The following is a 22264-nucleotide window of genomic DNA, read 5'->3' on the forward strand; positions in this document are numbered from 1 at the left end:
GGCTTCGAGTGAGTGGAAATCGTAATCTAAAGGCATAAAAAAATCCGATGTTGAGTGAACATCGGATTCTGATCCCATTCGGGTAAAAATCAACTAATTTTTCTTAACTGATCGGCATTAGGCGCTTAGTCTCGTCTTTATTCACTGTTTAATCGATTAAAAAAAGGGCTTGCTGCTCTTTTTTTATGCCTATTAATTAATCATAGAATACTAAACAGATCTTAATGCGTAAAAAGTACTAATTGAAAGTGCGTATTGAATTATCTTTTTACGCAAAATTTATAATATCTATTTAATGCGCTTAGCATAAATAAAAATGTTTTTATCTATATGTTATTTTTATCTTTGCGCTTCAGCTTTAGTTGTTTATTATTAACGTTCAAGCCTTAAAGTAAGTCTTTAACCTTCTCTTATTAATGCTAATTTTCCTGTCTGAATTTGTTTAATAAGTGTCATTTCTTTTAGTTTAAATGGAGTAAATATGTCTTTTGAAATGATCATGATAGGTATTGCTAGCTTAGTTGCTATTGGTATCTTATTGCATCATCCATCTAAAACGGTTGGTATTCCATCCTTGCTTATTTTCATGTCCGTAGGATTTGTTTTTGGCAACGGTGAATTCGACTTTGTTTATGACAATTTACAACTGACTTCATTTATTGGCGGCATGGCATTAAACGTGATTGTCTTTGTTGGTGGCTTAAATACATCCAATGAAAGCATCAAGCTAGCTTGGAAAGAAGGCGGCATGCTGTCGAGTTTTGGTATTCTCTTCACCACTTTTGTGTTTGCTATTATTTTATATTACTTATTACATTTCGATTTCTTAACTTGTTTACTTTTTGCTGCCGTCGTTTCTTCAACAGATGCCGCCGCTGTTTTTTCTATTTTAGAATCAAAAAAGCTAAAATTAAAAGAAAACACAGATACGGTTTTACAATTTGAATCTGCAACAAATGATCCCGTGGCATTATTAATGGTTGTTTTATTAACGGATCTCATATTAAGCGGAAGTGGCGTTGCACCTACCGTTTCAAGTATCAGTGTATTATTAGCACAGCAGGTTTTATTAGGTAGTTTACTTGGTTTTTTCCTAGGTAAATTATGTGTGATTGCGCTTAATCATATCAAGCTTAAAGAATACGGGTTAATTCCTGTGTTTATTTTGGCCTGTTTTACAATTTGTGTGTATGCATCTGAATTAATTGGTGGCAATGTATTAATCGCCGTTTATATTGCAGGTGTGATCATTGGTAATCAACTAATGCGCGGACGCGATGTGAATAAACACTTCTTTAATGGTTTCTCTTGGTTAGCGCAATCGTTAATGTTTATTTTGATTGGCTTACAGATCTTCCCTCAAAATTTAATTAGTGTTTTTTGGATCTCAGTTATTCCTGCGTTGTTGCTTATTTTTGTTGCTAGGCCTCTCGCTGTACAGATATGTTACTTGCCTTTTATAAAAGCTTCTTGGAAAAAACGTTTGTTTATTTCTTCTATCGGCCTAAAAGGTGCTACACCTATTGTCTTTGCACTTATTCCGGCAACGGCAGGCGTTGAAGGCTCTTTAGACATTATTAACATGGTCTTTTTTGTTGTCCTGTTTTCTGTTTTATTACAAGGTGGAGCGATTGAACCATTAGCAAAAAAATTGAATTTAGTAGAAGACGAGTCGTCATCGAATAAATCAGAAAAAGAAACAGATTAAAGCTTACCAAGCTGCTTTCCCTCTCTCTTGATAATTTGTCAATAACGATTTAGTTTATCGTTATTGACTTTTACTACTCTAAATCACCTTATTCTTTACCGTTTTATATTTTATAGCCGTTGTCATATTTGTTACATATTCGCTTTGTAGTATGTAGTTGAAATTATTCATTCAACTTTATTTGGAGATATTAATGAAAACGACAACAACAATCCTAGCTGCTAGTTTAGCGCTTGCTTTAACTGCTTGTACTAATAATGATACTAAAACTGCTCAATCTAATGTAAGTGAAGTTATTGAAAATATAAACAATGATGACTTATATGAGGTTCATGCGGAAGGGCGTCTTTATGTCTTTGATGATAAGGCAACGTATAATGAGTTTTTGTCTGTCGGTGAAACTTCTTTCCGTCAAACGTTTATCGGCAGTGGGCCACACGGTCAAACCGTTGTTTTTGGCATGACAAGCAAAGATAAGAAAAAGCACTTTAGCCAAATTGCAGGATATAACCTTTATCACGGCACTTTACCTGCTGCAGCTGATTTTTATGGCGAGGCTCGTTTAGAAAATCGTATTTATGTTTTTGATAGCATTGATGATATGAAAGCAGTACGTGAGGTTGGTGAAGCTTCATTACGTTATACAGATATTGGAAGTGGTCCTAAAGGGGAAACGGTTGTATATGTGTTACGTAGTGATAATAAGAAAGTAAAACCAGTTGCTTTGATTGAAGAGTTTAAAAAACGTAATAATATTTAATCAAGATGGATTAGATATAAAAAAACCGAGTTTAACTCGGTTTTTTTAGCACTAATTCAAATTAGTTAATACTATTTTGGTTCACCGATTGGTAAAACAGTACGACCGTATTGTTCGTTGATCACTTCAGCCATTGCTAAGTAAATCGCACTTAAACCACAAATGATACCTTCATAACCCGCTATTTGACCAATTAACTCATTACCAGTGAAATCACGAATTGCTAATAAAGCAAATAATACAGTTAAGCTACCAAAGATAAATTGTAATACCTTGTTACCACGTAACGTACCAATAAACATAAAGCCAGTGAAAATACCCCACATCACTAAATACCAAGCCATAAATGCATGCGGAGTTGCTTGAGTTGGACCACCTTCAAGACCTAATTGCGGTAGCAATAGTAATACTACTAAGCTAATCCAAAAAAAGCCGTATGAAGTAAATGCTGTTAAACCAAAAGTGTTACCTTTTTTAAATTCCAAAAGACCTGCAAATACTTGTGCAATACCACCGTAACATAAACCCATTGCAAGAATCATTGCGCTGATTTCGAAAAAACCAGCATTATGGATGTTAAGTAAAACTGTTGTCATGCCAAAGCCCATTAGGCCAAGAGGAGCTGGATTAGCATAATTAATTGATTGTGACACTTTTGTATACCTTTTATAAAATGTGTAAGAAATTGAGATCGCGCGCACAATATCATGGAAGAAAATTTTGTAAAGAAATTTATTAGAATAAGCTTGAGATCTCTATTGTAATTAATTTGGATCAATAAACCTTGAGTGCATTTGAAGGTCTGTTTTTATAAATAATTGCTTGGAATTAGCCTAATTTGACCTTTAAAGCGCAATAACAGCAAACTATCGCTATTAATTCTATTAATTTTTCTTAATAAACTAGGTACAATGAAAATTAATTACGATTAATTAAAATGAATAATAATAATGACAATACCTACTATATCGATTAGAAATCTACATAAATCTTTCGCTGATAATGAAGTACTAAAAGGCATTGACTTAGAAGCGCATCAAGGTGATGTTATTTCTATTTTGGGTGCATCCGGTTCAGGTAAAAGTACATTATTACGTTGCGTTAATTTACTTGAAACGCCAACATCAGGTCACATTTTAATTAATGGTGAATTAATTAAAATGAAAGACGATAAGAAACATGGGCCGATGCCTGTGTCGATTAAACAAGTTGAGCGAATTCGTAGCCGTTTAGCCATGGTGTTTCAAGGGTTTAATTTGTGGTCGCATTTATCTGTGATCGAGAATGTAATCGAAGCACCTATTCATGTATTAGGCGTTCCGAGAAAAGAAGCGATTGTTAAAGCAGAAGCATTATTAGAACGCGTTGGCTTATTTAATCGTAAAGATTATTATCCAGGTCAACTATCTGGAGGTCAGAAACAACGTGTCGCGATTGCTCGAGCATTGGCTGTCGAGCCTGAAGTAATGCTATTTGATGAACCTACATCGGCACTTGACCCTGAATTGGTTGGCGATGTGTTGAGTGTAATGCGTGATTTGGCCGAAGAAGGGCGTACTATGTTAGTAGTAACTCACGAAATGGCCTTTGCAAGAGACGTATCTAGTAAAGTTATATTTTTACATGAAGGTTTAGTTGAAGAAGAAGGTAAACCTGAACTTATTTTTGAAAACCCAACATCAGAACGTTTTAAGAAGTTTATATCAACCGTTTATTAGTCTGTTAATTCATACAATAAAAAACAACAACAATAATAAAATAACTAAGGAAGAAAAATGAAAAAACTAACGCTATTGCTTGCAACGTTTACATTTGCATTTGGTACTGCACAAGCTAAAGATTGGAAAGAAATCCGTTTTGGTATTGAAGGAGCTTACCCTCCATTTAGCCAAACAGAAGCTGATGGAACAGTAACGGGATTTGATATTGATATTGCTAATGCATTATGTGAAGAACTAAATGCAAAATGTACATTAATTAAGCAAGATTGGGATGGCATGATCCCTGCTTTATTAGCGCGTAAATTCGATGGTATTATCGCGACAATGGATATTACTGAAGATCGTCTTAAAAAAGTTGATTTTACTAACAAATATCAACATATCCCAGCTCGTTTTGCAGCTAAAAAAGGCGCTGCATTTGAAGCGACAAATGCATTTATGAAAGGTAAAAAAATTGGCGTACAACGTGCGACGTCAATGGATAAATACGTTTCTGATAACTTCCCATCTGCAGAAATCAAACGTTACGGTACATTTGATGAAGCTTACCTAGATTTAAAAGCAGGTCGTGTTCATTACATCATTGCTGACTCAGCTTCTATCTCTTCTGGTTTATTAGCTAAAGCAGGTGGCGATAAATTTGACTTTGTTGGTCCTAAATTAACAGACCCTAAATGGTTTGGTCATGGTGCAGGTATTGCTACTCGTAAACGCGATAAAGATTTAACTGAACAGTTAAATAAAGCAATTGCTGCGATTCGTGCAAATGGTACTTACAAAAAGATTCAAGATAAATACTTCACTTTTGACATTTACGGTGAAGAATAAATTAGACGTTAGTTTGTAATAACGTTAAACCAGAAGGATGATTTTGACTGATAGTATTTTATCAGTTGCGTCATCCTTTTTTATTATTTGCGCTCTATCGATTTATTGTAATTGGTATCGAGATAGAGAGTAAATTCTATGAAAAGAAGTTTATATGTTTGATTTATATGGTTACCAAGACATTTTTTTAAAGGGGGCATGGCTAACACTTCAAGTGGCTTTGCTATCTTTAATACTTGCTGTTGCTTTAGGGTTATTGGCCGCTTTAGCTAAGCTATCTCATTCAAAAATATTAACCAGCATCGCCACTATCTATACAACAGTGATACGTGGAATACCTGATTTGATATTAATGCTGATAATTTTTTTTGGTGGGCAAGTGCTCATTAACAATATGAGTTATGGCTTTAATGAATGGATTAACGAAGTCTTAACTGGTTATTACCCAAATCATGAATGGACTTCTTATTTACCTGATTATATCGATATCAGTCCTTATCTTGCTGGCATTATTACAATAGGATTTATTTTTGGCGCTTATATGGCTGAAACTTTCCGAGGTGCAATTCTTTCTGTCAGTAAAGGGCAGTTAGAGGCAGCTACAGCTTATGGTATGAATAAATATAAACGATTTTTCCGTATTATGTTTCCACAAATGATGCGCCATGCATTACCTGGTTTAGGTAATAACTGGCTAGTGTTATTAAAAACAACGGCATTGGTGTCGATTATTGGATTACAGGATATGGTGAAAATTGCAGGTGATGCTTCAGGCTCAACTCAAAAACCATTCACATTCTATTTAGTTGTTGCTTTAGTCTTTCTATTTTATACCTCTGTTTCTACTGCATTCTTAAAGTGGGCAGAGCATAAATACAGTATTCGAACGAGGTAGATATGGATTTTTCGATCATTATTAATGAATACCAGTTTTACCTAGAAGGTTTATGGACAACGACTTGGTTAGTTGCTGCATCATTATTATTAGGTTTAATTATTGCTATTCCAGCAGGTATTCTACGAACCAATAACAATTGGCTTATTAAAGGACCTATTTGGGCTTATATGTACTTCTTTCGCGGATCTCCGCTATTAGTACAGTTATTCTTAATTTATTACGGTGTTGCACAATTTGATGCAATTAAAGAAAGTTGGCTATGGTATTACTTTCAAGAAGCTTGGTTCTGCGCCTTGTTAGCTTTCACTTTGAATACCGGTGCTTATACTGCTGAAATTGTCCGCGGTGCAATTAAAAATATGCCAAAAGGTGAATTAGAAGCCGCTAAAGCTTATGGTATGACTCGCTTGCAAACATTAAGACGTATTATCTTACCTGGTTCATTACGCCGTGCTTTACCTGCTTATAGTAATGAAATAATTTTCATGATCCATGGTAGTGCAATTGCTGGTGTTGTGACCATTGTTGATATAACTGGTGCTGCTCGAGTTGTGAATGCGCGATACTATGCACCTTTTGAAGCTTACCTAGCTGCGGGTATTTTATATATGTGTTTAACCTTTTCGGTTATCTATTTATTTAAATTATGGGAAAAGCGTCAGCATCATATCTAGATCAATTTAGAACCAATAATACTGCTCACGATAGAGCAGTGTTTTGTTTCTTCAAGTCACTTTACCTGTCTATTATTACGAATTTTAATGCCTAGGAGATGTTATTTTGAATCAAATTAACCCGAAAAAGCTACTTAAAAGTAAATGGACTGCGGTTAAACCGATTAATAAAGAAAAGCATTTTCTGGTCACTAAAGTTGAGTTTGATGAAGAAGGTGAGGTCACTCTTTGTATTTTAGAAGCAATATTATCAAACCGAGAGAATGAAATACTTTGGCAAGATTTAAAAGATGTGAAGCAATGGTTGCAAGGTTGGAAGTAAGTAATATTCACTTATAATCAATAACCGTATAGCTCATACTGAAGCATCATACGGTTATTTAATTTATAGTTATATAACTGGGATTTCTTGTACAGGTGCAGCTTTAAGTACAGTAATACTATTTATAATAACTGGTACAACAGGTTTATCCTGATCGTCTGTTTCTACAGCTGCTATTTTATCAACAACATCCATTCCTAACGTTACTTTACCAAAAACGGCATAACCGTATTTCGTATTTTTAGCATCTAAAAAAGTGTTGTCTCTGTGGTTAATATAAAATTGACGTGTTGCAGAATGTGGATGGCTTGTACGGGCCATAGCGATAGTACCGCGGATATTACTTAAGCCATTACGTGATTCATTACCAATGGCGATAAAAGTCTTTAGCTGCTGCCCTGACTCGTAAAAACCACCACCTTGGATCATAAAGTCGTTAATAACCCGATGGAACATGCTTTTCGAGTATTCATCATTGTCGATATAATTTAGAAAGTTAGCCACCGTATTGGGTGCTCGACTTGTAAAAAGTTGAACAGTTATTTTCCCTTGATTCGTATCGATCTCGATAATTGGGTTAATTAATATGGGTTTTTCAATTGCTAACGCTATATTACTTACTAATAAAAATATTAGTGCGGTAATGAATTTCATAACTGTTCCTTTGATATCAATAAGTTAAAATTGTTGTAGTTTATCGTTTAGCTCTTCATCTTGAACTATTTGATTGAGTAATTCTGATAGTTGCACACTTAATTCTTTTGTAATACGTGAAATACTTGCTGTGAATGGACCTTCCCACTGATTATTTGATTTGAATAATTTCACATAAATATTGCCTTGATGAGTAACCTGTATTTTCAGTATTAATTCTGATTTCACTTCGTAACTAACCGCAGCTTCTGTTACTGTTGCTAATGCTTTGATTAACTTAATATCAATTTTGTAATCGCTTTGATCGACTATTTTTAATTTATTATTTGCCCAAGCTTCTGATAGATTTTTTTCAATTAATAAACGCACTGACTGATGCTCATTAATTAATTGAGCAACCTTATCGCCGTCAACTATTTGCACTAAGTGACGCTCGATGCGTAAATCTTGGCTATCTACTTGCCATGGGTTTTCATTAGTAAAGGTGTAAGTACCAGCTTTTAAATCAAGATCAGGAATAATATTAATATCAGTAGGAACTGAAGCACAACTTATTAATGTTAATAAAGAGGAGATGAGAAGCGTTTTTTTAAGGTAACTTTTAATCATGATGAATTCCTTGATAATAAATAAAAATACATCATAGCAAACCTCTTAATAAAGCCATATTAAATTAAAGAGAATATGTCTAGAGTTATCATTTTATTTATCACCATTATTTTTTGGGATTGTTAAATAAATGTTGGCGTTTTTTATTTTATTAAAAAAGGCTTATATTTAAAAAATTATTACTTTATAAATAGTCTTTTTTGTATAAAATATGATCATAATTACTATTTTTTTTATCACTAGGATCCTCGTCATATTACCTTAATCTTTCTGTAACACTGATGGTCTCTAGGCTAGCGGCGGTTATCCACTTTTTCTGTGGATAACTCTGTGGGAAGTTAATGAAGATCGTGCTGTAAGCCTTGATATACCTTAGGTTTGACTAAATAGAAGTTTTTTTGAGCATAATAAAATTCTATTGTTTTTCAACTAGTTATAATCGTCAAGTGGTTTTTTTTAAGTTTTTGGTTTGCTTTTCAACTGTCTTTTTGTTTTTTCTTGTGTCAATAGTTTTCTGTGAATTAATTTTAAAAAAAATTCTTTTTTTTCATTGACAACAGCTAAATTTACCGAGTTTGGATCGATTGTTTTTTGTTCGGATCTTTCTTAACTATCTCTATAAAAATACGATGAAGAGTTAAGACCATATTTTAAATGTGGTTATGGTTTTTAGAAAGCTTATTTTTATAGATACAAATATCACTTTGAGCAAGATATACTCTTTATAAGATTGGCTGATTTATATGCATCCTTAGTCGTTTATTAACTTATCTAATAAACCATTTAAATATGAATACCAAAGTACTATTTATTCATCCAAATAAATGTTGAGAAATTATGAGTAAAACTTTCGAGTTAGTGTGTCCTTTTTCCCCTGCTGGCGATCAGCCACAAGCCATTGCAGAATTAGTGGATGGGTTGGAATCTGGTTTGGCTTTTCAAACCTTATTAGGTGTAACTGGATCTGGTAAAACATTTACCTTGGCAAATACTATCGCTAAATTAAATCGACCGACATTGATACTCGCTCCTAACAAAACCTTAGCGGCTCAGTTATATGGGGAAATGAAAGCATTTTTTCCAAATAACGCTGTGGAGTACTTTGTTTCTTACTACGATTATTATCAACCGGAAGCTTATGTACCCAGTTCAGACTCTTTTATAGAAAAAGATGCCGCTGTTAATGCGCATATTGAACAAATGCGTCTTTCTGCGACTAAAGCGCTATTAGAACGCGATGATGTTGTCCTAGTCGCCTCTGTATCTGCTATCTATGGTTTAGGTGACCCTGAATCTTACCTTAAGATGATGTTGCATATCAGCGTGGGAGAAGTTATTTCAAGCAGAGATATTTTACAACGTTTAGTTGATATTCAATATACACGCAACGAAACAGAATTAAGCCGTGGTACTTTTCGTGTTCGTGGTGAAGTCGTTGATGTTTTCCCTGCAGATTCTGAGAAACAAGCTATTCGTATTGAATTATTCGATGATGAAGTAGAAAGTATTAGTATTTTTGACCCACTCACCGGTCAGCAATTAGAAACATTATCCCGTACGACCATCTTTCCTAAAACGCATTATGTTACGCCAAGAGAAAGAATTTTAACGGCTATCGATAATATTAAAGAAGAATTGCAAGATCGTAAAAAAGAATTTTTAGCAGAAAATAAATTGGTTGAAGAGCAACGTATTTCTCAACGTACTTTATACGACATAGAAATGATGAATGAGTTAGGGTATTGCTCTGGTATTGAAAACTACTCTCGCTATTTATCAAGTCGTGGTGTTGGCGAAGCACCGCCAACTTTATTTGATTATCTGCCTAAAAATGGTTTATTAATTATAGATGAAAGTCACGTTACAGTACCTCAGATTGGGGCAATGTATAAAGGCGATCGTTCACGAAAAGAGAACTTGGTTAATTACGGATTCCGATTACCTTCAGCGTTAGATAATCGACCATTAAAGTTTGAAGAGTTTGAAAAATTAGCACCGCAAACTATTTATGTCTCGGCCACTCCAAGTGATTATGAAATCGAAAAATCTCAAGGTGACGTCGTAAGACAGGTGATCAGGCCAACTGGATTATTGGATCCTATTATCGAAGTGCGTCCCGTTGCGACACAGGTTGATGATCTTTTATCAGAAATAAACATTCGAGTGCCTAAGAGTGAGCGCGTACTCGTTACCACTTTGACTAAGCGTATGGCAGAGGATTTAACTGAATATTTAAACGATCATGGCATTAAAGTGCGTTACTTACATTCTGATGTTGATACCGTTGAACGTGTTGAAATTATTCGAGATCTTCGTTTAGGTGTATTTGATGTATTGATTGGCATTAACTTATTGCGTGAAGGATTGGATATTCCTGAAGTGTCTTTAGTTGCGATTCTAGATGCCGATAAAGAAGGTTTTTTAAGATCTGAACGTTCATTGATTCAAACAATGGGGCGTGCGGCACGTAATTTAGAAGGTAGAGCGATTTTATATGCGGATAGAATTACAGATTCAATGCGTAAAGCTATTAAAACCACTGAAGATAGACGAATATTGCAAGATGACTTTAATAAAGCTAATGGTATCGAGCCAAAAGGCTTATCAAAAGAAGTTACCGATGTGATGCAATTAGGGCAAAAACCTCAGCCAAAAAGCAATATTGTTCCACTTAATAAAGTCGCTGAAGATAATGGGCAATATCAAACCACTAAAACATTACGCAGCGAAAAAGATATCTTAAAAGAAATCGCAAAATTAGAAAAAGAAATGTTTGCTTGTGCCAAAGAGTTAGAGTTTGAGAAGGCCGCTCAAATACGTGATCAAGTCAGTAAATTACATGAGCAATTAGTGACAATGGGATAGGTTTACAGTTTTTAGTTTATATTCGTTGGGGTTAATGAAAAGCATGCTATGTGCTTGACCTTCCCCTATGGGTATAGTTTACATTTACTTTTATGAAAAAAATAATGTCTTTTGCATTGATACTTTTACTTTTCTCAAACTCTGCTTTTTCTTTGATAAGCGGTACACAACAAAGTATCGAACGTAATAATCTTCATCATGAATCTCATACTACTATTGCTAGTTCGATAACGTGTATAGAGTCTATGCAAATCGATTGTGAGATGCGTAAAGATCTCTGTCCCTTGAGTAATGTAAGTTTTTATTTCGATACATCAAGCACCTCTTTATCATTAACATTCGCTAGATTTGAACCAATCTATTTAGAATATAGCGCTCAAATCTTGCTTGGAATAAAAGCCGACCATTATCGTCCTCCAATTACGTTTATTTCTTATATTTAATATTATCTTTAGAAGTATAAAAATTTAAAATATTGGAGTGATCTATGAATAGATTAATAAACAGATTTAAAATAACCGCATTAACTTTATCATTTTTGAGTACATCTACATTGGCTGCTGATTTGACACTTTATAAATCCCCTTACTGTGGTTGCTGTTCAGCTTGGGCTGAGCATGTAAAAGAAGCCGGGGTTAATGTCACTATTATTGAGCAAGCTGACAATAATGAGTTACGTAAAACCCACGGCATTAAAGCTGAATTAGCTTCTTGTCATACGGCTAAAATCGGGAAGTATATTATTGAAGGGCATGTTCCTGTTGCTGATATTCAACGTATGTTACGAGATAAACCTGAAATAGAAGGGCTTACTGTTCCTGGTATGCCTGCTTCATCTCCTGGCATGGATGTGGTTGGCAATGTCGATCCTTATCAAGTTATCGCATTTGATAGGAATGGGAAAACGCGAGTTTTCAGCCAATATAACCAATAATAGAATTAAAGTAGTGTTTATTTAAGCGCTACTTCACAATTTTGTTTGTGGCTGCCTTTAACTAATTAGATAGGGTATAAAGTTTGTCTAATTCGCCTAATTGAATGCTCTTATTGATGCGCTTAAGGCTCTGCTCTGCAACGATTAATATTTCTTTCATATTCTCATAACAACGACGTTCATTTTTGCCATAAGCAAAGAAGTTTAATGTTAATTGATGGCCCATGCCACCAGTGTCTGGTGTATCACCTAAAGCTAGGTAACATGTTGGAGAAAGTGATAAACCGATCGCACCTGCTTTAAATTTAGGCTTGCTCGCTGCGATTAAGCTTTGTAATTTTTCAAGTAACCAAGTGATACTTTTTTCTTGGCAGTTTTCAGGAATGTCTCGAAACAAAATCATTAAACGTGCGCTGCATTTCTTAGCATAAGCGTATTGTTTATCTGAGTTATCTTCTATCGCATTAAAAGTACAGTCGTTACTTTCTAATAAACAATCTTGGCTATTTATCCATTCAATTAATGTATAAAACTGCTCTACAAAATCCCATTTTTTATAGGGAATGAGATCTTCCAAAGCAGTACGAATCAAATTTGGATGTTGTTTAAAGTCCATATAAACGCTTTCATCATCGGTTTGCATCTTTGTCCACGGATGAGACCTGAGCGCCGAGTGATCAATATGATTGGAAATTAAAACATCCATTTTTAATGCCTTTAAGTTTTTATATTATTTGAAAGCGTGGATTTTAACAGTTATTTTTATCAATCTGTAAAAATATAATTAATGCAAGATGTTAAAGGGCTTATGGTTATAACCCCTTTTTGTTAGCTTTTGATTTTCGAATTAGAAAATTAATTCTTAGTTTTTTAACGCCCTTAAAATATTGAGTTTTTTACTATTATTCTCAATGTTTTCCATTTCTACGCTTTTCGTTTCTACTAATGTTACTCCGTTAGTTGCTTCAACCATTGAGCTTTCTGATGAGGCAATTAATTCTGTCATTATATCTGACATATTCGCTGTGGTGTTTTGTTGAATATTCGTTTGCTCATGAAAGAAATCGATGCTTTGTGAAATGCCTGAAACGGCTTCCTCCACTTCTTTAACTACACCGGAAGTTTGATTGACATTCGCTTGAGTGCTTGTTGAAAGTTTACGAACTTCGTCTGCAACGACTGCGAAACCTCGTCCATGCTCACCTGCTCTAGCGGCTTCAATCGCGGCATTTAAAGCAAGCAGATTTGTTTGCTCTGCTATGCCATTAATAGAAGTCATTACATTAACGATCTCGGCAGCTGATGTATTTAAAGTGCATACTTTAGAAACTAATTCATCACGTCTACCTTGTTGGTTTTGAGTTTCAATGATTAATTCTTCCAATGCTTTTGCGATGCGCTCTTGTTGTTCATGACTTTTTTGAGCTTTATCTGCTAATGAAATTAAACTATTCATAGAGGATTGAACAATAGGCTGATACTTTTCTAATGAATCAATTAAATCTGCTTGAATGCTATTAAAGAAGCGTTCTTGTTGAAGTTGTGTTTCTAAATAATAAGCTTTGTAATTAGCCATTCTTAATGGGAACGAACTGACTGAATGATGTGTTGGTGCATTAGTTTCTGTTTTATAAATGAGTAAGATTACAACGGTATTGTTTTGGTGTTGACCTAATGTTTCACCAAAACTACTGTATCCAGCAATATTGTTAACGCCAGAATAATCAATCATATTTAGTTGTTCAGATGGATTTTGAACTCGTCTAAGAATACAGTCAGTAATAACCATGGTTTCTATTTTTCCATCAATACCATTAATTAATTTATTGAATTCTTTATTGGTATGATCTGCTATATTTTTCACTTTAACTAAGTGTATTTTTTCACCGAAACTCATATCAGAAAAGAAGCTAATAGAGTTTGATGTTAAATCTATACCTGCTACAGAACGGATAACCAAATCACCATTTATCTGTACTGCAAACGCATTTTCAACTAATCGTTTTTCAAGATCTTCTGGAGATGTTTTTAATCGTCGGCATAAAAATTCAACAATAGTTTCTATTTCTCCTTGTTCATTAATTACGCTATTTAAGGTTCGAGTTGCACTGTTAGAATCTGCAACAGAAAATGAAAGGTCGGTTAAGTCAAAGTTATGAGATTTGAATATTGCATGGCGGTATTCTGCTTTTAATTTTACAAAAGCAATAACAACTTGTTTTTCACTCATTTTTCCGTTGTAACCAATTGCGGCACTTTTAAAGTCCATTTTGCCGCCACTAGAGCCACCAATAAAATCACAAGTTAACTGATTATTTGTTGAATATAATGCTTCTAAAAATTGATTTTCCATTGCTGCCAAACCTGCAAACCATGTTAGCGCAAAGGTATTACTGTGTTCAATTTGAAAGGGAGGAGTTAAAGTTTTAATCCCTTCTGCGATTGTTCTAGTATGGCTTGAAATACTTTGATGATCAGTATGAGTTGGAATATCTAATGTATGAACTGAAATTTTATCAATAATTTGATCACTAAAAAAATGAAATACAATACTTGGATCATCTGTGGTGTGATAAATGCCTTTCTGTTCTTTTCTATCACTTAGACATCCTGCTGTCATCACGGTAACAATATTTTCTGAGTAAGTTGAAAGGAGCGATTGTACCTTTGCTGATATTTTTTCTGGGTTAGATAAATTAGGCGGAAAATACGCAATAATAAGAGGAAATGAATCATCAACTGAAAGATTTTTAGATAATGTTTCTAATTGGTTTTCTTTCAATAATAAAACTGCATTGCTTTCTTTATATTTAATTTTATTATTTCGTTTTTTAAATGAAAACATAATTTTTTATATTCCTTTTAGGCAGTAAAAGTTATATCTAAACAGTACTTTTAAATCGACCTTAGCTATACAGACTTGTATTGTATTAAAAGGGAGTATACTAAAGAATACTTATTTGTAGGTATTTTTTTGGTGAGTATTTTTATGTTGATTGCTATTAGTGGGAGTATTTAAAGTTTTATTGACCTAATTTTTGAATAAAGCGCTGACATGACTCTCTTTCTACTAATTCACAAGGAATGGTTATTTTAGTGATTGGTAAATTTTCATTATTAATATTATTGAGTAATAACTTAGCGGATTCAATGCCGACGTTATAAGGGTTTTGTTTAATGACTGTAATAGGCACTTTAAAATGCTCAACCATCGGAATGTCATCAAATCCCAACAATGAAATATCTTCAGGAATGTTCAAGTTAAGTTGCTTTAACGTTTTAATCACATCAATAGTGATCGCTAAATGTTGTGAAAAAATAACGCTCGGTGCGGCGGGGCTTATTAAGGTTTCAGCTAAAGGCGTATGAAAACCATTTGCTCTATCCCAATATTGAACAAGCTCGGGTAATTGCTGAATACCGTATTGATTTAATGCGGCCAAGTAACCTTGATAACGTTCATCACGAGATCTAATTCCTTCAAACTCCTGCGTTAAGAAGCAAATTTTTGTATGGCCTAGTTTGATTAAATATTCTGTGGCTTGGAAAGCGGCTTCTCGATAGTCTGATAATACAATATTAGTTTGGCATTGATCGTATTCTAATTGGAATTGAACTAAAGGGAATTTAGCTTCAACGTGTTTTGAAATGGTCTCTAAATTGTTACCAGAAGAGGCAATAATAATTCCATCGACTCGCATGCTTTTTAAACTTAAAAGGGCGCGCGCTTCTGTTTCTGCATCAAAATCTGTGTTGTATATCAATACATTATATTCACTGGTCTTACAAAAATCATCAATGCCTCTTAGTACGCGGCTTGTATCGTAGCCTGTAATGTCTCGCACAATGACGCCAATGGTTTTTGTTTTATCTGTTTTTAAACTTCGAGCGATAGGGTTGGGCACATAATCAAGTTCTAAGATTGCGGCTTCTATTTTCGCTTTTGTTTTTTCTGACATGTAATTAAAACGACCACTCAAAAATTGAGAGATGGTACTTTTGGAAACGCCGGCATGCTCTGCTACATCAATTATTTTTATTTTTTTCATGGTTATTTTTATTTTTGTTAACTCAGGCAATGCGGAATCTTGACATTCTAGTCAGTGGGTGTAATTTGTCAACTAAATCGATTTAGTAAACCGTTTTGTTTGATGTGTTAATCTCTCGAAAACTCAACCTTTGCCGCTAACTACAAGGATCTAAAATCGATTAAAAAAACGCTATGTCGTTAGACGTGTTTCGTTAATGATTATTTAATTAGAAGTGGATTCGAATAATGAAAATAAAAGAGATTAAAGTATTTGTGACTTGTCCGGGGCGCAATTTTGTCACGGTTAAAGTGATCACTGAAGATGGTGTTTATGGTGTTGGAGATGCAACGGTTAATGGCCGAGAAATGGCAGTAGTTGCTTACCTTGAAGAGCATGTTATTCCTTGTTTAATTGGCCGAGATGCACATGATATTGAAGATATTTGGCAATATTTATACCGCGGCGTTTATTGGCGTCGTGGACCAATTACGATGGCTGCTGTAGCGGCAATTGATATGGCACTGTGGGATATCAAAGGTAAAGTTGCAGGATTACCACTTTATCAATTATTAGGCGGGAAAAGTCGTACTGGTGTGACCGTTTATGCACACGCAAATGGTGAAACCATTGAAGATACTTTAGATAAAGTCGGCGAGTGTATTGATCAAGGTTTTAAAGTCGTTAGATTGCAATGTGCCATACATGGTTTAAAAGAAACTTACGGCGTATTAGGCGATAAAAAAGATTACTTTGAATTACAAGGCAATCGTCCACTTCCGCCTGAGCAAACTTGGTCAACGAGTAAATACTTTAATATGGTTACGGATTTGTTTGAACAGGCCCGCGCTCGTTTTGGTGAAGAGATTGAGTTCACCCATGATGTGCATAGTCGTTTAACACCGATTGAATCGGCAAGATTAGGTAAGATGCTAGAAAAATATAATTTACTGTTTTTGGAAGATGCATCCATTGCTGAAAACCAAGAAAATTATAAACTGATCCGTCAACATACAACTATCCCACTCGCTTTAGGTGAAACCTATAACACCATTTGGGATTGCAAAGACTTATTACAAAACCAATTGATTGATTATATTCGAGTGGCAGCAACACATGCTGGAGGTATTACTGCGATGAAGCGAATCGCTGACTTTGCCAGTGTGTTTAATGTAAAAACAGCGCCGCATGGTGCGCCTGATTTATCACCGATTTGTTTTGTTGCCCATATGCATTTAAATATTTCGACACCTAACTTTGGCATTCAAGAATATGTTGGGATGGGGAATGAAGAGACTAAACAAATTTTCAAACACGAAATGTATTTAGAAAATGGAATGGTTTATGTCTCTGATAAACCAGGATTAGGTATTGAATTTAATGAAGATGCTGCATTGGAATACCCTTATAAACGTTCTTACTTACCTGTGAGTCGATTAGAAGATGGCACGCTTTGGCATTGGTAAAAAATTAGTATTTGAAAAAACGAATTAATTAAAGAATTGATGGAGTCATGATGAGTAACAAAAAAACAGTTTTAGTATACGGAACAGGATTTGCAGGCAAGGGGCATGCTCAAGCTTTTAGAGATGCAGGCGCAGAAGTGGTGGGGATTGTTGGCCGAACTGAAAGTATGGCTAAACAAGTTGCAGCAGAAATGTCGATCCCTTATGCAGGAACCGATTGGGTTGAAGCATTGAAGGTTTGTAAACCTGATATCGTTTCTATCGCGACACCAGGAGGTGCGCATGTTGAACCCATCAAACAAGCGATGGAATTTGGTTGCCATGTTTTTTGTGATAAACCGTTAACTGAAAGCGGAGAAACAGCGCAAGCAATTTACGATTTATCTCTTAAATGTAAATTGAAAACTGCTTTTGCGGCAAGTTTTAGATACATGCCTGAAATCATGCATGCAAAACGATTAGTCGCAGCAGGTGCGATTGGTATGCCAACAGAGGTTGAATGTGTTTCGCATTTTAATTTAGATAGGCATATTCCATTTGGTTGGTCGCACAATGCAGCCGCTGGTGGCGGTCGTTTAAATAATAACTTTACGCATTTATTATCGATTGTTACTTCAGTGATTGGTGAAAAAATATTATCGGTAAGTGGTGAAATTAGAGATGATATGGGATCCGCTCCAGTTGTAGAGGGCGTGCATAATTTCATGGAAAGACGTAACTTTATTCCCGATGATATTAATGATCCTTCTCTTGAGTGGAAAAAGAGTGACGTAGAATGGTCTTATACTGTACTTGCACAACTCGAGGCGGAGAGAGAAACTAAACAACCTGTTTCTGTATTATTTAAACATGGAGGGTTAACACCGCGTTTTAGCGACGATCATATTACCTTTCACGGCAGTGAGGGATCTATTTATATTAAAGGCCATTATGGCTCTGGTCCTTTGCATCTATTCAAGCAAGGTAAATCAGGTTTCGCTTGGAAAGAAATTCCATTACCGCAAGATATTGCAGGATCGTTGCCACCTATTGAAGATGACACACAAAGAAGTTGGACACATCTTGCGACTTTATTTGTTAAAGATATTGAAGGTAAGGACGTTGAAGCCTACCAAACCTTCGAAGAAGGCTGTCGCTACCAAAAAATCATCGATGTGATCCGTGGCAGCAATAACTGGATAGATGTGAGCTATCTTTAAAGTCTTTAAAGCGAGTTAAGGCCATTCTTAATTCGCTTTATTATTTACCTTACAAAAATGTTTGTCTTTTCCTAGAAAACTTCCTTTTAAACCTGTTTATCATGCTAATTTTTATTGATGTTAAATAATTATTTATTATTGTTAAGGTTTTGATTATGAAATTAAGTTTGCTATGGTGATCTTAACTTTTAACTTACATTAAAAATCAATGTGACAATTAAAAGTAAATGGCAAAGAAGGTTTGTTATTTATAAAACAGATTGACTTTCTACCGTCGTAAAGAATCGTTGTCATTTATTATAAAATTAGCATTTAAGGAAGAGTATAAATGAATGTAAAAAAAGCTGGATATAGAGCCTTATCCTTCGTTGAGCATCTCGGCTTATTTACTATCGCTATATTAACCGCCATTGCGATGGGGATTGAAGTTTGGGTAGTGATTAAAAATGCAACCGTGACATTGGCGGATTTATTACTGTTATTTATATATTTAGAAGTGTTTGCAATGGTAAGTTTATATCTTAAATCTGGTCGATTACCTGTCCGCATGCCGCTTTATATCGCTGTCGTTGCTCTGGCTCGATATATTATTTTAGATATGAAAAACCTAGATACAGAAAGAATGTTAGGTCTATCTGGTGCTATATTGATTATCGCATTAGCAATATTAGTTATTCGTTTCGGTCATCTTAAATACCCTTATGGAAATTCAGATAGAAACTCTTAATTGAAATAATAACTGTAAGTCTATTTTTTATTAACAATAAAATGCCACTCGGTGAGTGGCATAAATATAATGAGGTATCATATTGAGAAACGATAGAATCGGTAATAATTTTATATTCAACATAGTGAATGATCTTGCTGAAACGGGATACAAGTTATCCGAAAAAGTTCAAATCGAATATCTTCCTGAAGCAAAGCAATATGATGGTGCTACATTTAGTTTAAATGATAAAAAATGTGTTTATCGTAAAGGAAAGGTTACCGCTGATAGACCGGGGGCTTTTTTAGCCTTATGGAAACGACCTCATTTTTCAAGTGAAAACAATAAACCGATTCCATTAACAAAAGAAGATATTGATTACTTATTTATTCATGTGGAGGAGCATGCAGTTGTGGATCAAGGTAATCTGCAAATTGAGAAGCCTAAAATCGGTGTGTTTGTTTTTCCAACTTTATTATTAATTGAAAAAGGAATTATCGCGTCGGCGAAACATAAAGGTAAAACTGGATTTAGAGTTTTTCCGCCATGGAGTGGAAATAGAGGTGATGTCGCGACTAAAGTTTTTTCCGAATCTGGCAAGAAAACACAAATTTGGCAATTACCTTATTTTGTAGAAGTGAATGAAGATGGTTCACTTGATTCTTCGAAACTCAATCAGATATTCCATGTAATATAAAAGTGCACAATTCCTTATCTTTTGTCCTTTTGTTTTAATCTTTATCTCTTGTTTAGTCTGTTTAGGCATAAATACTGCATTAACTTAAATAGAATAGGATGTGTTTACATAAATAGCATTTTTTCTTTGAAAAAATCAATGCTTTTTCCTTACTAAACAATGGTTTGTTTGTTTTTTGTGGTGAGGGTATTATTGCCGCTTATTTAAGATAATGTATTTTAAGCTGTCAGTGCAGTTAAATATTTAAAAAGAGAGTATATGAAAATATCAGGAAAATTTAGTGTCGTGATCAAATCAATCGAATCTTACGTCGAATCTGTTGACGGTATTAAGTTTGCACGTAAATCCATTGATAAAGCCTTTTTAGGTGAATTATCTGCTACAAGCAAAGGTGAGATGTTAAATGCACTTTCTCCAAAAGCGGGTTCAGGTGGGTATGTTGCAATTGAACTTGTGACCGGAGAGTTAAATGGTAAAAAAGGAAGCTTTGCTTTGCAACACTTTGGCACTATGTCTAGTGAGAACTTAAATTTAATATTAGAAGTCATTCCTGATTCAGGAACCAATGAATTGAAAAATCTAAAGGGTAAAATGTCGCTTAATACAGAGAATGACCAGCATAACTATACATTTGAATATCAACTGTAGTAAGGTTTGATGCCTATATTAAATTTATATCAGGCGAATATCTATGGAAATGCATTCATTAGTTTTATTTGTTATTGCTGCTTTATCTATTAATCTGATTCCTGGTCCAGATGTTATTTATATTGTGACGAATACAATGAAAGGGCAGATGAAATCAGGAATTAAAGCTTCTTTAGGATTAGGTGTTGGTTACTTAATTCATACACTAGCCGCTGTTTTTGGTTTGTCTGCGTTAATTTTAAGTTCTGCATTTCTATTTACATTAATTAAATACTTAGGCGCACTTTATTTACTTTATCTTGGTATTACATCACTTATTAATTGTTATCGAAACAATGCCAAACTTACTATTAATAATAAAGATGAAAAGCAAACGGGCGTTTTTAAACAAGGGGTTATTGTTAGTGTATTAAATCCCAAAGTAGCGATGTTCTTCCTTGCATTTTTACCTCAATTTATTGACCCTCACTCTATAACTGCGACACAAGATTTGTTGACTCTAGGCTTATTGTTTAGTGGTTTAGCAACGCTATGCAATTTACTTTATGCTGGTTTGGGGAGTATCTTGTTCAATAGCCCTAAAGCTAAAAAATATGCTCGCGTATTGGAAGGTGTTTCTGGATCTTTATTAATTGTATTAAGTGCAAAGATTGCCTTAAGCAACGATAAATAATATTCGTTTTGCACTTTTTATAAATGAAGCTTCAATTACCTTGTAGAGGAGGGAATGTTGGAAGAATCTAAAATTTGGACAAATAAAACCTTCTCTGGTGTTGAACTTCTTTCTGCTAGTTATAAGAAATTTCAGTTTACTAAGCATTGGCATGATGAGTTAGCAATAGGGATTATTGAAGAAGGCGCTGAAGGATTGTTTTATAGAGGCAATAACCTTGTTATTCCTAAACGACATATCGTCGCGATCAACCCTGGAGAAGTTCATACTGGATTTTCTGGATCTAAGGATGGTTGGCGCTATAGAATGTTTTATTTCAACCTTCAAGAGCTTAGTGAGCAATTTACTCATAGAGACTTACCTATTGATCCTATTATTGACCAAGCTTTAATTTATGATGAAGCTCTTTTTGATAGTTTGATGCAATTACACTTATCACTTGAATTACCTTCCTTTACATTAACCAAAGATTCACTATTTACTGCGTCACTTGAAAAACTGTTTACAAAATATGGATCTGCCAAGAAAGAAGCGTCTAATAGTATTTGTCATAAGAGCTGCTATATTGCCCGTGATTTCATACAAGATAACTTTGACGTAAACCCATCATTATCAGAACTAGAGCGTGTATCTAATTGCACTAAATTTCAATTGATTAAAAGTTTTAAAGCTATTTTCGGTATTACTCCTCATCAATATCTATTACAAATTAAAGTGAAAAATGCTAAAAGGTTACTTTCTCAAGGATTTAGTTGCGTTGAGACTTCCTTAGCTTGTGGGTTTTACGATCAAAGTCATTTTACGCGTAACTTTAAAAAAGCATTTGGTGTTTCGCCTTCTAATTATACTTGTTAATAATCACCTTCATCCTATC

At 34.5% G+C, this 22264-nt stretch carries 22 protein-coding genes; 16 read left to right on the forward strand and 6 right to left on the reverse strand.

Annotated elements, in window-relative coordinates:
* The first annotated feature begins 481 nt into the window (after positions 1 to 481).
* Positions 482 to 1708 carry a potassium/proton antiporter gene (locus E2R67_RS05655; protein WP_134289957.1) on the forward strand — a complete coding sequence of 409 codons (1227 nt, stop codon included), beginning with the start codon at positions 482 to 484 and terminating at the stop codon, positions 1706 to 1708.
* Between the two features lie 193 nt (positions 1709 to 1901).
* On the forward strand, positions 1902 to 2468 hold the full coding sequence (locus tag E2R67_RS05660) for a hypothetical protein (protein WP_134289958.1): 567 nt from the start codon (positions 1902 to 1904) through the stop codon (positions 2466 to 2468).
* Between the two features lie 71 nt (positions 2469 to 2539).
* Here E2R67_RS05660 and E2R67_RS05665 read toward each other — a convergent pair whose 3' ends face one another.
* Positions 2540 to 3121, reverse strand: a complete 582-nt coding sequence (locus E2R67_RS05665; RefSeq protein WP_134289959.1) for an acetate uptake transporter — start codon at positions 3119 to 3121, stop codon at positions 2540 to 2542.
* A gap of 297 nt (positions 3122 to 3418) precedes the next feature.
* On the opposite strand from E2R67_RS05665, the gene E2R67_RS05670 reads away from it, so the two are divergent.
* The 5 genes from E2R67_RS05670 (at position 3419) to E2R67_RS05690 (ending at position 6911) form a co-directional block, all read left to right on the forward strand.
* Complete coding sequence (locus E2R67_RS05670; RefSeq protein ID WP_208379472.1) at positions 3419 to 4186, forward strand: ABC transporter ATP-binding protein; 768 nt, start codon at positions 3419 to 3421, stop codon at positions 4184 to 4186.
* Positions 4187 to 4243: 57 nt separating this feature from the next.
* Positions 4244 to 5017 (forward strand): L-arginine-binding protein AotJ, encoded by a 774-nt coding sequence (gene aotJ, locus E2R67_RS05675; protein ID WP_134289961.1) that lies wholly within the window; start codon positions 4244 to 4246, stop codon positions 5015 to 5017.
* A 154-nt stretch (positions 5018 to 5171) separates the two neighbouring features.
* Positions 5172 to 5912, forward strand: a complete 741-nt coding sequence (locus E2R67_RS05680) for an ABC transporter permease (RefSeq protein WP_134289962.1) — start codon at positions 5172 to 5174, stop codon at positions 5910 to 5912.
* 2 nt (positions 5913 to 5914) lie between these two features.
* Entirely contained in the window at positions 5915 to 6589 is a 675-nt protein-coding gene (locus tag E2R67_RS05685) for an ABC transporter permease (RefSeq protein WP_134289963.1), read from the forward strand.
* A 106-nt stretch (positions 6590 to 6695) separates the two neighbouring features.
* Entirely contained in the window at positions 6696 to 6911 is a 216-nt protein-coding gene (locus E2R67_RS05690; protein WP_134289964.1) for a TIGR02450 family Trp-rich protein, read from the forward strand.
* 69 nt (positions 6912 to 6980) lie between these two features.
* Here the strand turns inward: E2R67_RS05690 and E2R67_RS05695 are convergent, their stop codons facing one another.
* Complete coding sequence (locus E2R67_RS05695) at positions 6981 to 7565, reverse strand: peptidylprolyl isomerase (RefSeq protein WP_134289965.1); 585 nt, start codon at positions 7563 to 7565, stop codon at positions 6981 to 6983.
* 24 nt (positions 7566 to 7589) lie between these two features.
* Positions 7590 to 8174 carry a YajG family lipoprotein gene (locus E2R67_RS05700; protein ID WP_134289966.1) on the reverse strand — a complete coding sequence of 195 codons (585 nt, stop codon included), beginning with the start codon at positions 8172 to 8174 and terminating at the stop codon, positions 7590 to 7592.
* Positions 8175 to 9011: 837 nt separating this feature from the next.
* Here E2R67_RS05700 and uvrB point away from each other — a divergent pair.
* Both uvrB and E2R67_RS05710 read left to right on the forward strand, forming a co-directional pair.
* The gene (uvrB, locus tag E2R67_RS05705) at positions 9012 to 11039 is read left to right on the forward strand and encodes an excinuclease ABC subunit UvrB (RefSeq protein WP_134289967.1); all 2028 of its coding nucleotides are present in this window, start codon (positions 9012 to 9014) and stop codon (positions 11037 to 11039) included.
* Positions 11040 to 11526: 487 nt separating this feature from the next.
* Complete coding sequence (locus E2R67_RS05710) at positions 11527 to 11973, forward strand: DUF411 domain-containing protein (RefSeq protein ID WP_134289968.1); 447 nt, start codon at positions 11527 to 11529, stop codon at positions 11971 to 11973.
* 61 nt (positions 11974 to 12034) lie between these two features.
* Here E2R67_RS05710 and E2R67_RS05715 read toward each other — a convergent pair whose 3' ends face one another.
* From E2R67_RS05715 to E2R67_RS05725, 3 genes are all read right to left on the reverse strand, one after another.
* A complete protein-coding gene (locus E2R67_RS05715) occupies positions 12035 to 12679 on the reverse strand; it encodes a hypothetical protein (RefSeq protein ID WP_134289969.1) in 645 nt (214 codons plus the stop codon).
* 156 nt (positions 12680 to 12835) lie between these two features.
* The gene (locus E2R67_RS05720; protein WP_134289970.1) at positions 12836 to 14818 is read right to left on the reverse strand and encodes a methyl-accepting chemotaxis protein; all 1983 of its coding nucleotides are present in this window, start codon (positions 14816 to 14818) and stop codon (positions 12836 to 12838) included.
* A gap of 178 nt (positions 14819 to 14996) precedes the next feature.
* Entirely contained in the window at positions 14997 to 16022 is a 1026-nt protein-coding gene (locus E2R67_RS05725; protein ID WP_134290071.1) for a LacI family DNA-binding transcriptional regulator, read from the reverse strand.
* Between the two features lie 227 nt (positions 16023 to 16249).
* Here E2R67_RS05725 and manD point away from each other — a divergent pair, with 227 nt between their 5' ends.
* The 7 genes from manD to E2R67_RS05760 all read left to right on the forward strand — a co-directional run bounded on the left by manD (position 16250) and on the right by E2R67_RS05760 (position 22245).
* On the forward strand, positions 16250 to 17467 hold the full coding sequence (gene manD, locus E2R67_RS05730; RefSeq protein ID WP_134289971.1) for a D-mannonate dehydratase ManD: 1218 nt from the start codon (positions 16250 to 16252) through the stop codon (positions 17465 to 17467).
* 50 nt (positions 17468 to 17517) lie between these two features.
* Positions 17518 to 18666: a Gfo/Idh/MocA family protein gene (locus E2R67_RS05735; RefSeq protein WP_134289972.1), complete on the forward strand. Its 1149-nt coding sequence runs from the start codon at positions 17518 to 17520 to the stop codon at positions 18664 to 18666.
* A 328-nt stretch (positions 18667 to 18994) separates the two neighbouring features.
* Complete coding sequence (locus E2R67_RS05740) at positions 18995 to 19393, forward strand: phosphate-starvation-inducible protein PsiE (protein ID WP_134289973.1); 399 nt, start codon at positions 18995 to 18997, stop codon at positions 19391 to 19393.
* Positions 19394 to 19475: 82 nt separating this feature from the next.
* A complete protein-coding gene (locus E2R67_RS05745) occupies positions 19476 to 20069 on the forward strand; it encodes a MepB family protein (protein ID WP_166739324.1) in 594 nt (197 codons plus the stop codon).
* A 258-nt stretch (positions 20070 to 20327) separates the two neighbouring features.
* Positions 20328 to 20717 carry a DUF3224 domain-containing protein gene (locus tag E2R67_RS05750; RefSeq protein ID WP_134289975.1) on the forward strand — a complete coding sequence of 130 codons (390 nt, stop codon included), beginning with the start codon at positions 20328 to 20330 and terminating at the stop codon, positions 20715 to 20717.
* 43 nt (positions 20718 to 20760) lie between these two features.
* Positions 20761 to 21390, forward strand: a complete 630-nt coding sequence (locus E2R67_RS05755; RefSeq protein WP_134289976.1) for a LysE family translocator — start codon at positions 20761 to 20763, stop codon at positions 21388 to 21390.
* A 54-nt stretch (positions 21391 to 21444) separates the two neighbouring features.
* Positions 21445 to 22245 (forward strand): helix-turn-helix transcriptional regulator, encoded by an 801-nt coding sequence (locus tag E2R67_RS05760; protein ID WP_243836964.1) that lies wholly within the window; start codon positions 21445 to 21447, stop codon positions 22243 to 22245.
* Positions 22246 to 22264: the final 19 nt, after the last annotated feature.

Origin of the sequence: Psychromonas algicola, from assembly GCF_004378355.1 — a bacterium.
Classification (GTDB): Bacteria; Pseudomonadota; Gammaproteobacteria; order Enterobacterales; family Psychromonadaceae; genus Psychromonas.

What these genes read in the sequence shown, in the direction of transcription:
- E2R67_RS05655 (WP_134289957.1), top strand. Translation starts at nt 482, where the DNA reads ATGTCTTTTGAAATGATCATGATAGGTATTGCTAGCTTAGTTGCTATT.
- E2R67_RS05660 (WP_134289958.1), top strand. Translation starts at nt 1,902, where the DNA reads ATGAAAACGACAACAACAATCCTAGCTGCTAGTTTAGCGCTTGCTTTA.
- E2R67_RS05670 (WP_208379472.1), top strand. Translation starts at nt 3,419, where the DNA reads ATGACAATACCTACTATATCGATTAGAAATCTACATAAATCTTTCGCT.
- aotJ (WP_134289961.1), top strand. Translation starts at nt 4,244, where the DNA reads ATGAAAAAACTAACGCTATTGCTTGCAACGTTTACATTTGCATTTGGT.
- E2R67_RS05680 (WP_134289962.1), top strand. Translation starts at nt 5,172, where the DNA reads ATGTTTGATTTATATGGTTACCAAGACATTTTTTTAAAGGGGGCATGG.
- E2R67_RS05685 (WP_134289963.1), top strand. Translation starts at nt 5,915, where the DNA reads ATGGATTTTTCGATCATTATTAATGAATACCAGTTTTACCTAGAAGGT.
- E2R67_RS05695 (WP_134289965.1), bottom strand. Translation starts at nt 7,565, where the DNA reads ATGAAATTCATTACCGCACTAATATTTTTATTAGTAAGTAATATAGCG.
- E2R67_RS05700 (WP_134289966.1), bottom strand. Translation starts at nt 8,174, where the DNA reads ATGATTAAAAGTTACCTTAAAAAAACGCTTCTCATCTCCTCTTTATTA.
- uvrB (WP_134289967.1), top strand. Translation starts at nt 9,012, where the DNA reads ATGAGTAAAACTTTCGAGTTAGTGTGTCCTTTTTCCCCTGCTGGCGAT.
- E2R67_RS05710 (WP_134289968.1), top strand. Translation starts at nt 11,527, where the DNA reads ATGAATAGATTAATAAACAGATTTAAAATAACCGCATTAACTTTATCA.
- E2R67_RS05715 (WP_134289969.1), bottom strand. Translation starts at nt 12,679, where the DNA reads ATGGATGTTTTAATTTCCAATCATATTGATCACTCGGCGCTCAGGTCT.
- E2R67_RS05720 (WP_134289970.1), bottom strand. Translation starts at nt 14,818, where the DNA reads ATGTTTTCATTTAAAAAACGAAATAATAAAATTAAATATAAAGAAAGC.
- E2R67_RS05725 (WP_134290071.1), bottom strand. Translation starts at nt 16,022, where the DNA reads ATGAAAAAAATAAAAATAATTGATGTAGCAGAGCATGCCGGCGTTTCC.
- manD (WP_134289971.1), top strand. Translation starts at nt 16,250, where the DNA reads ATGAAAATAAAAGAGATTAAAGTATTTGTGACTTGTCCGGGGCGCAAT.
- E2R67_RS05735 (WP_134289972.1), top strand. Translation starts at nt 17,518, where the DNA reads ATGAGTAACAAAAAAACAGTTTTAGTATACGGAACAGGATTTGCAGGC.
- E2R67_RS05740 (WP_134289973.1), top strand. Translation starts at nt 18,995, where the DNA reads ATGAATGTAAAAAAAGCTGGATATAGAGCCTTATCCTTCGTTGAGCAT.
- E2R67_RS05750 (WP_134289975.1), top strand. Translation starts at nt 20,328, where the DNA reads ATGAAAATATCAGGAAAATTTAGTGTCGTGATCAAATCAATCGAATCT.
- E2R67_RS05755 (WP_134289976.1), top strand. Translation starts at nt 20,761, where the DNA reads ATGGAAATGCATTCATTAGTTTTATTTGTTATTGCTGCTTTATCTATT.
- E2R67_RS05760 (WP_243836964.1), top strand. Translation starts at nt 21,445, where the DNA reads ATGTTGGAAGAATCTAAAATTTGGACAAATAAAACCTTCTCTGGTGTT.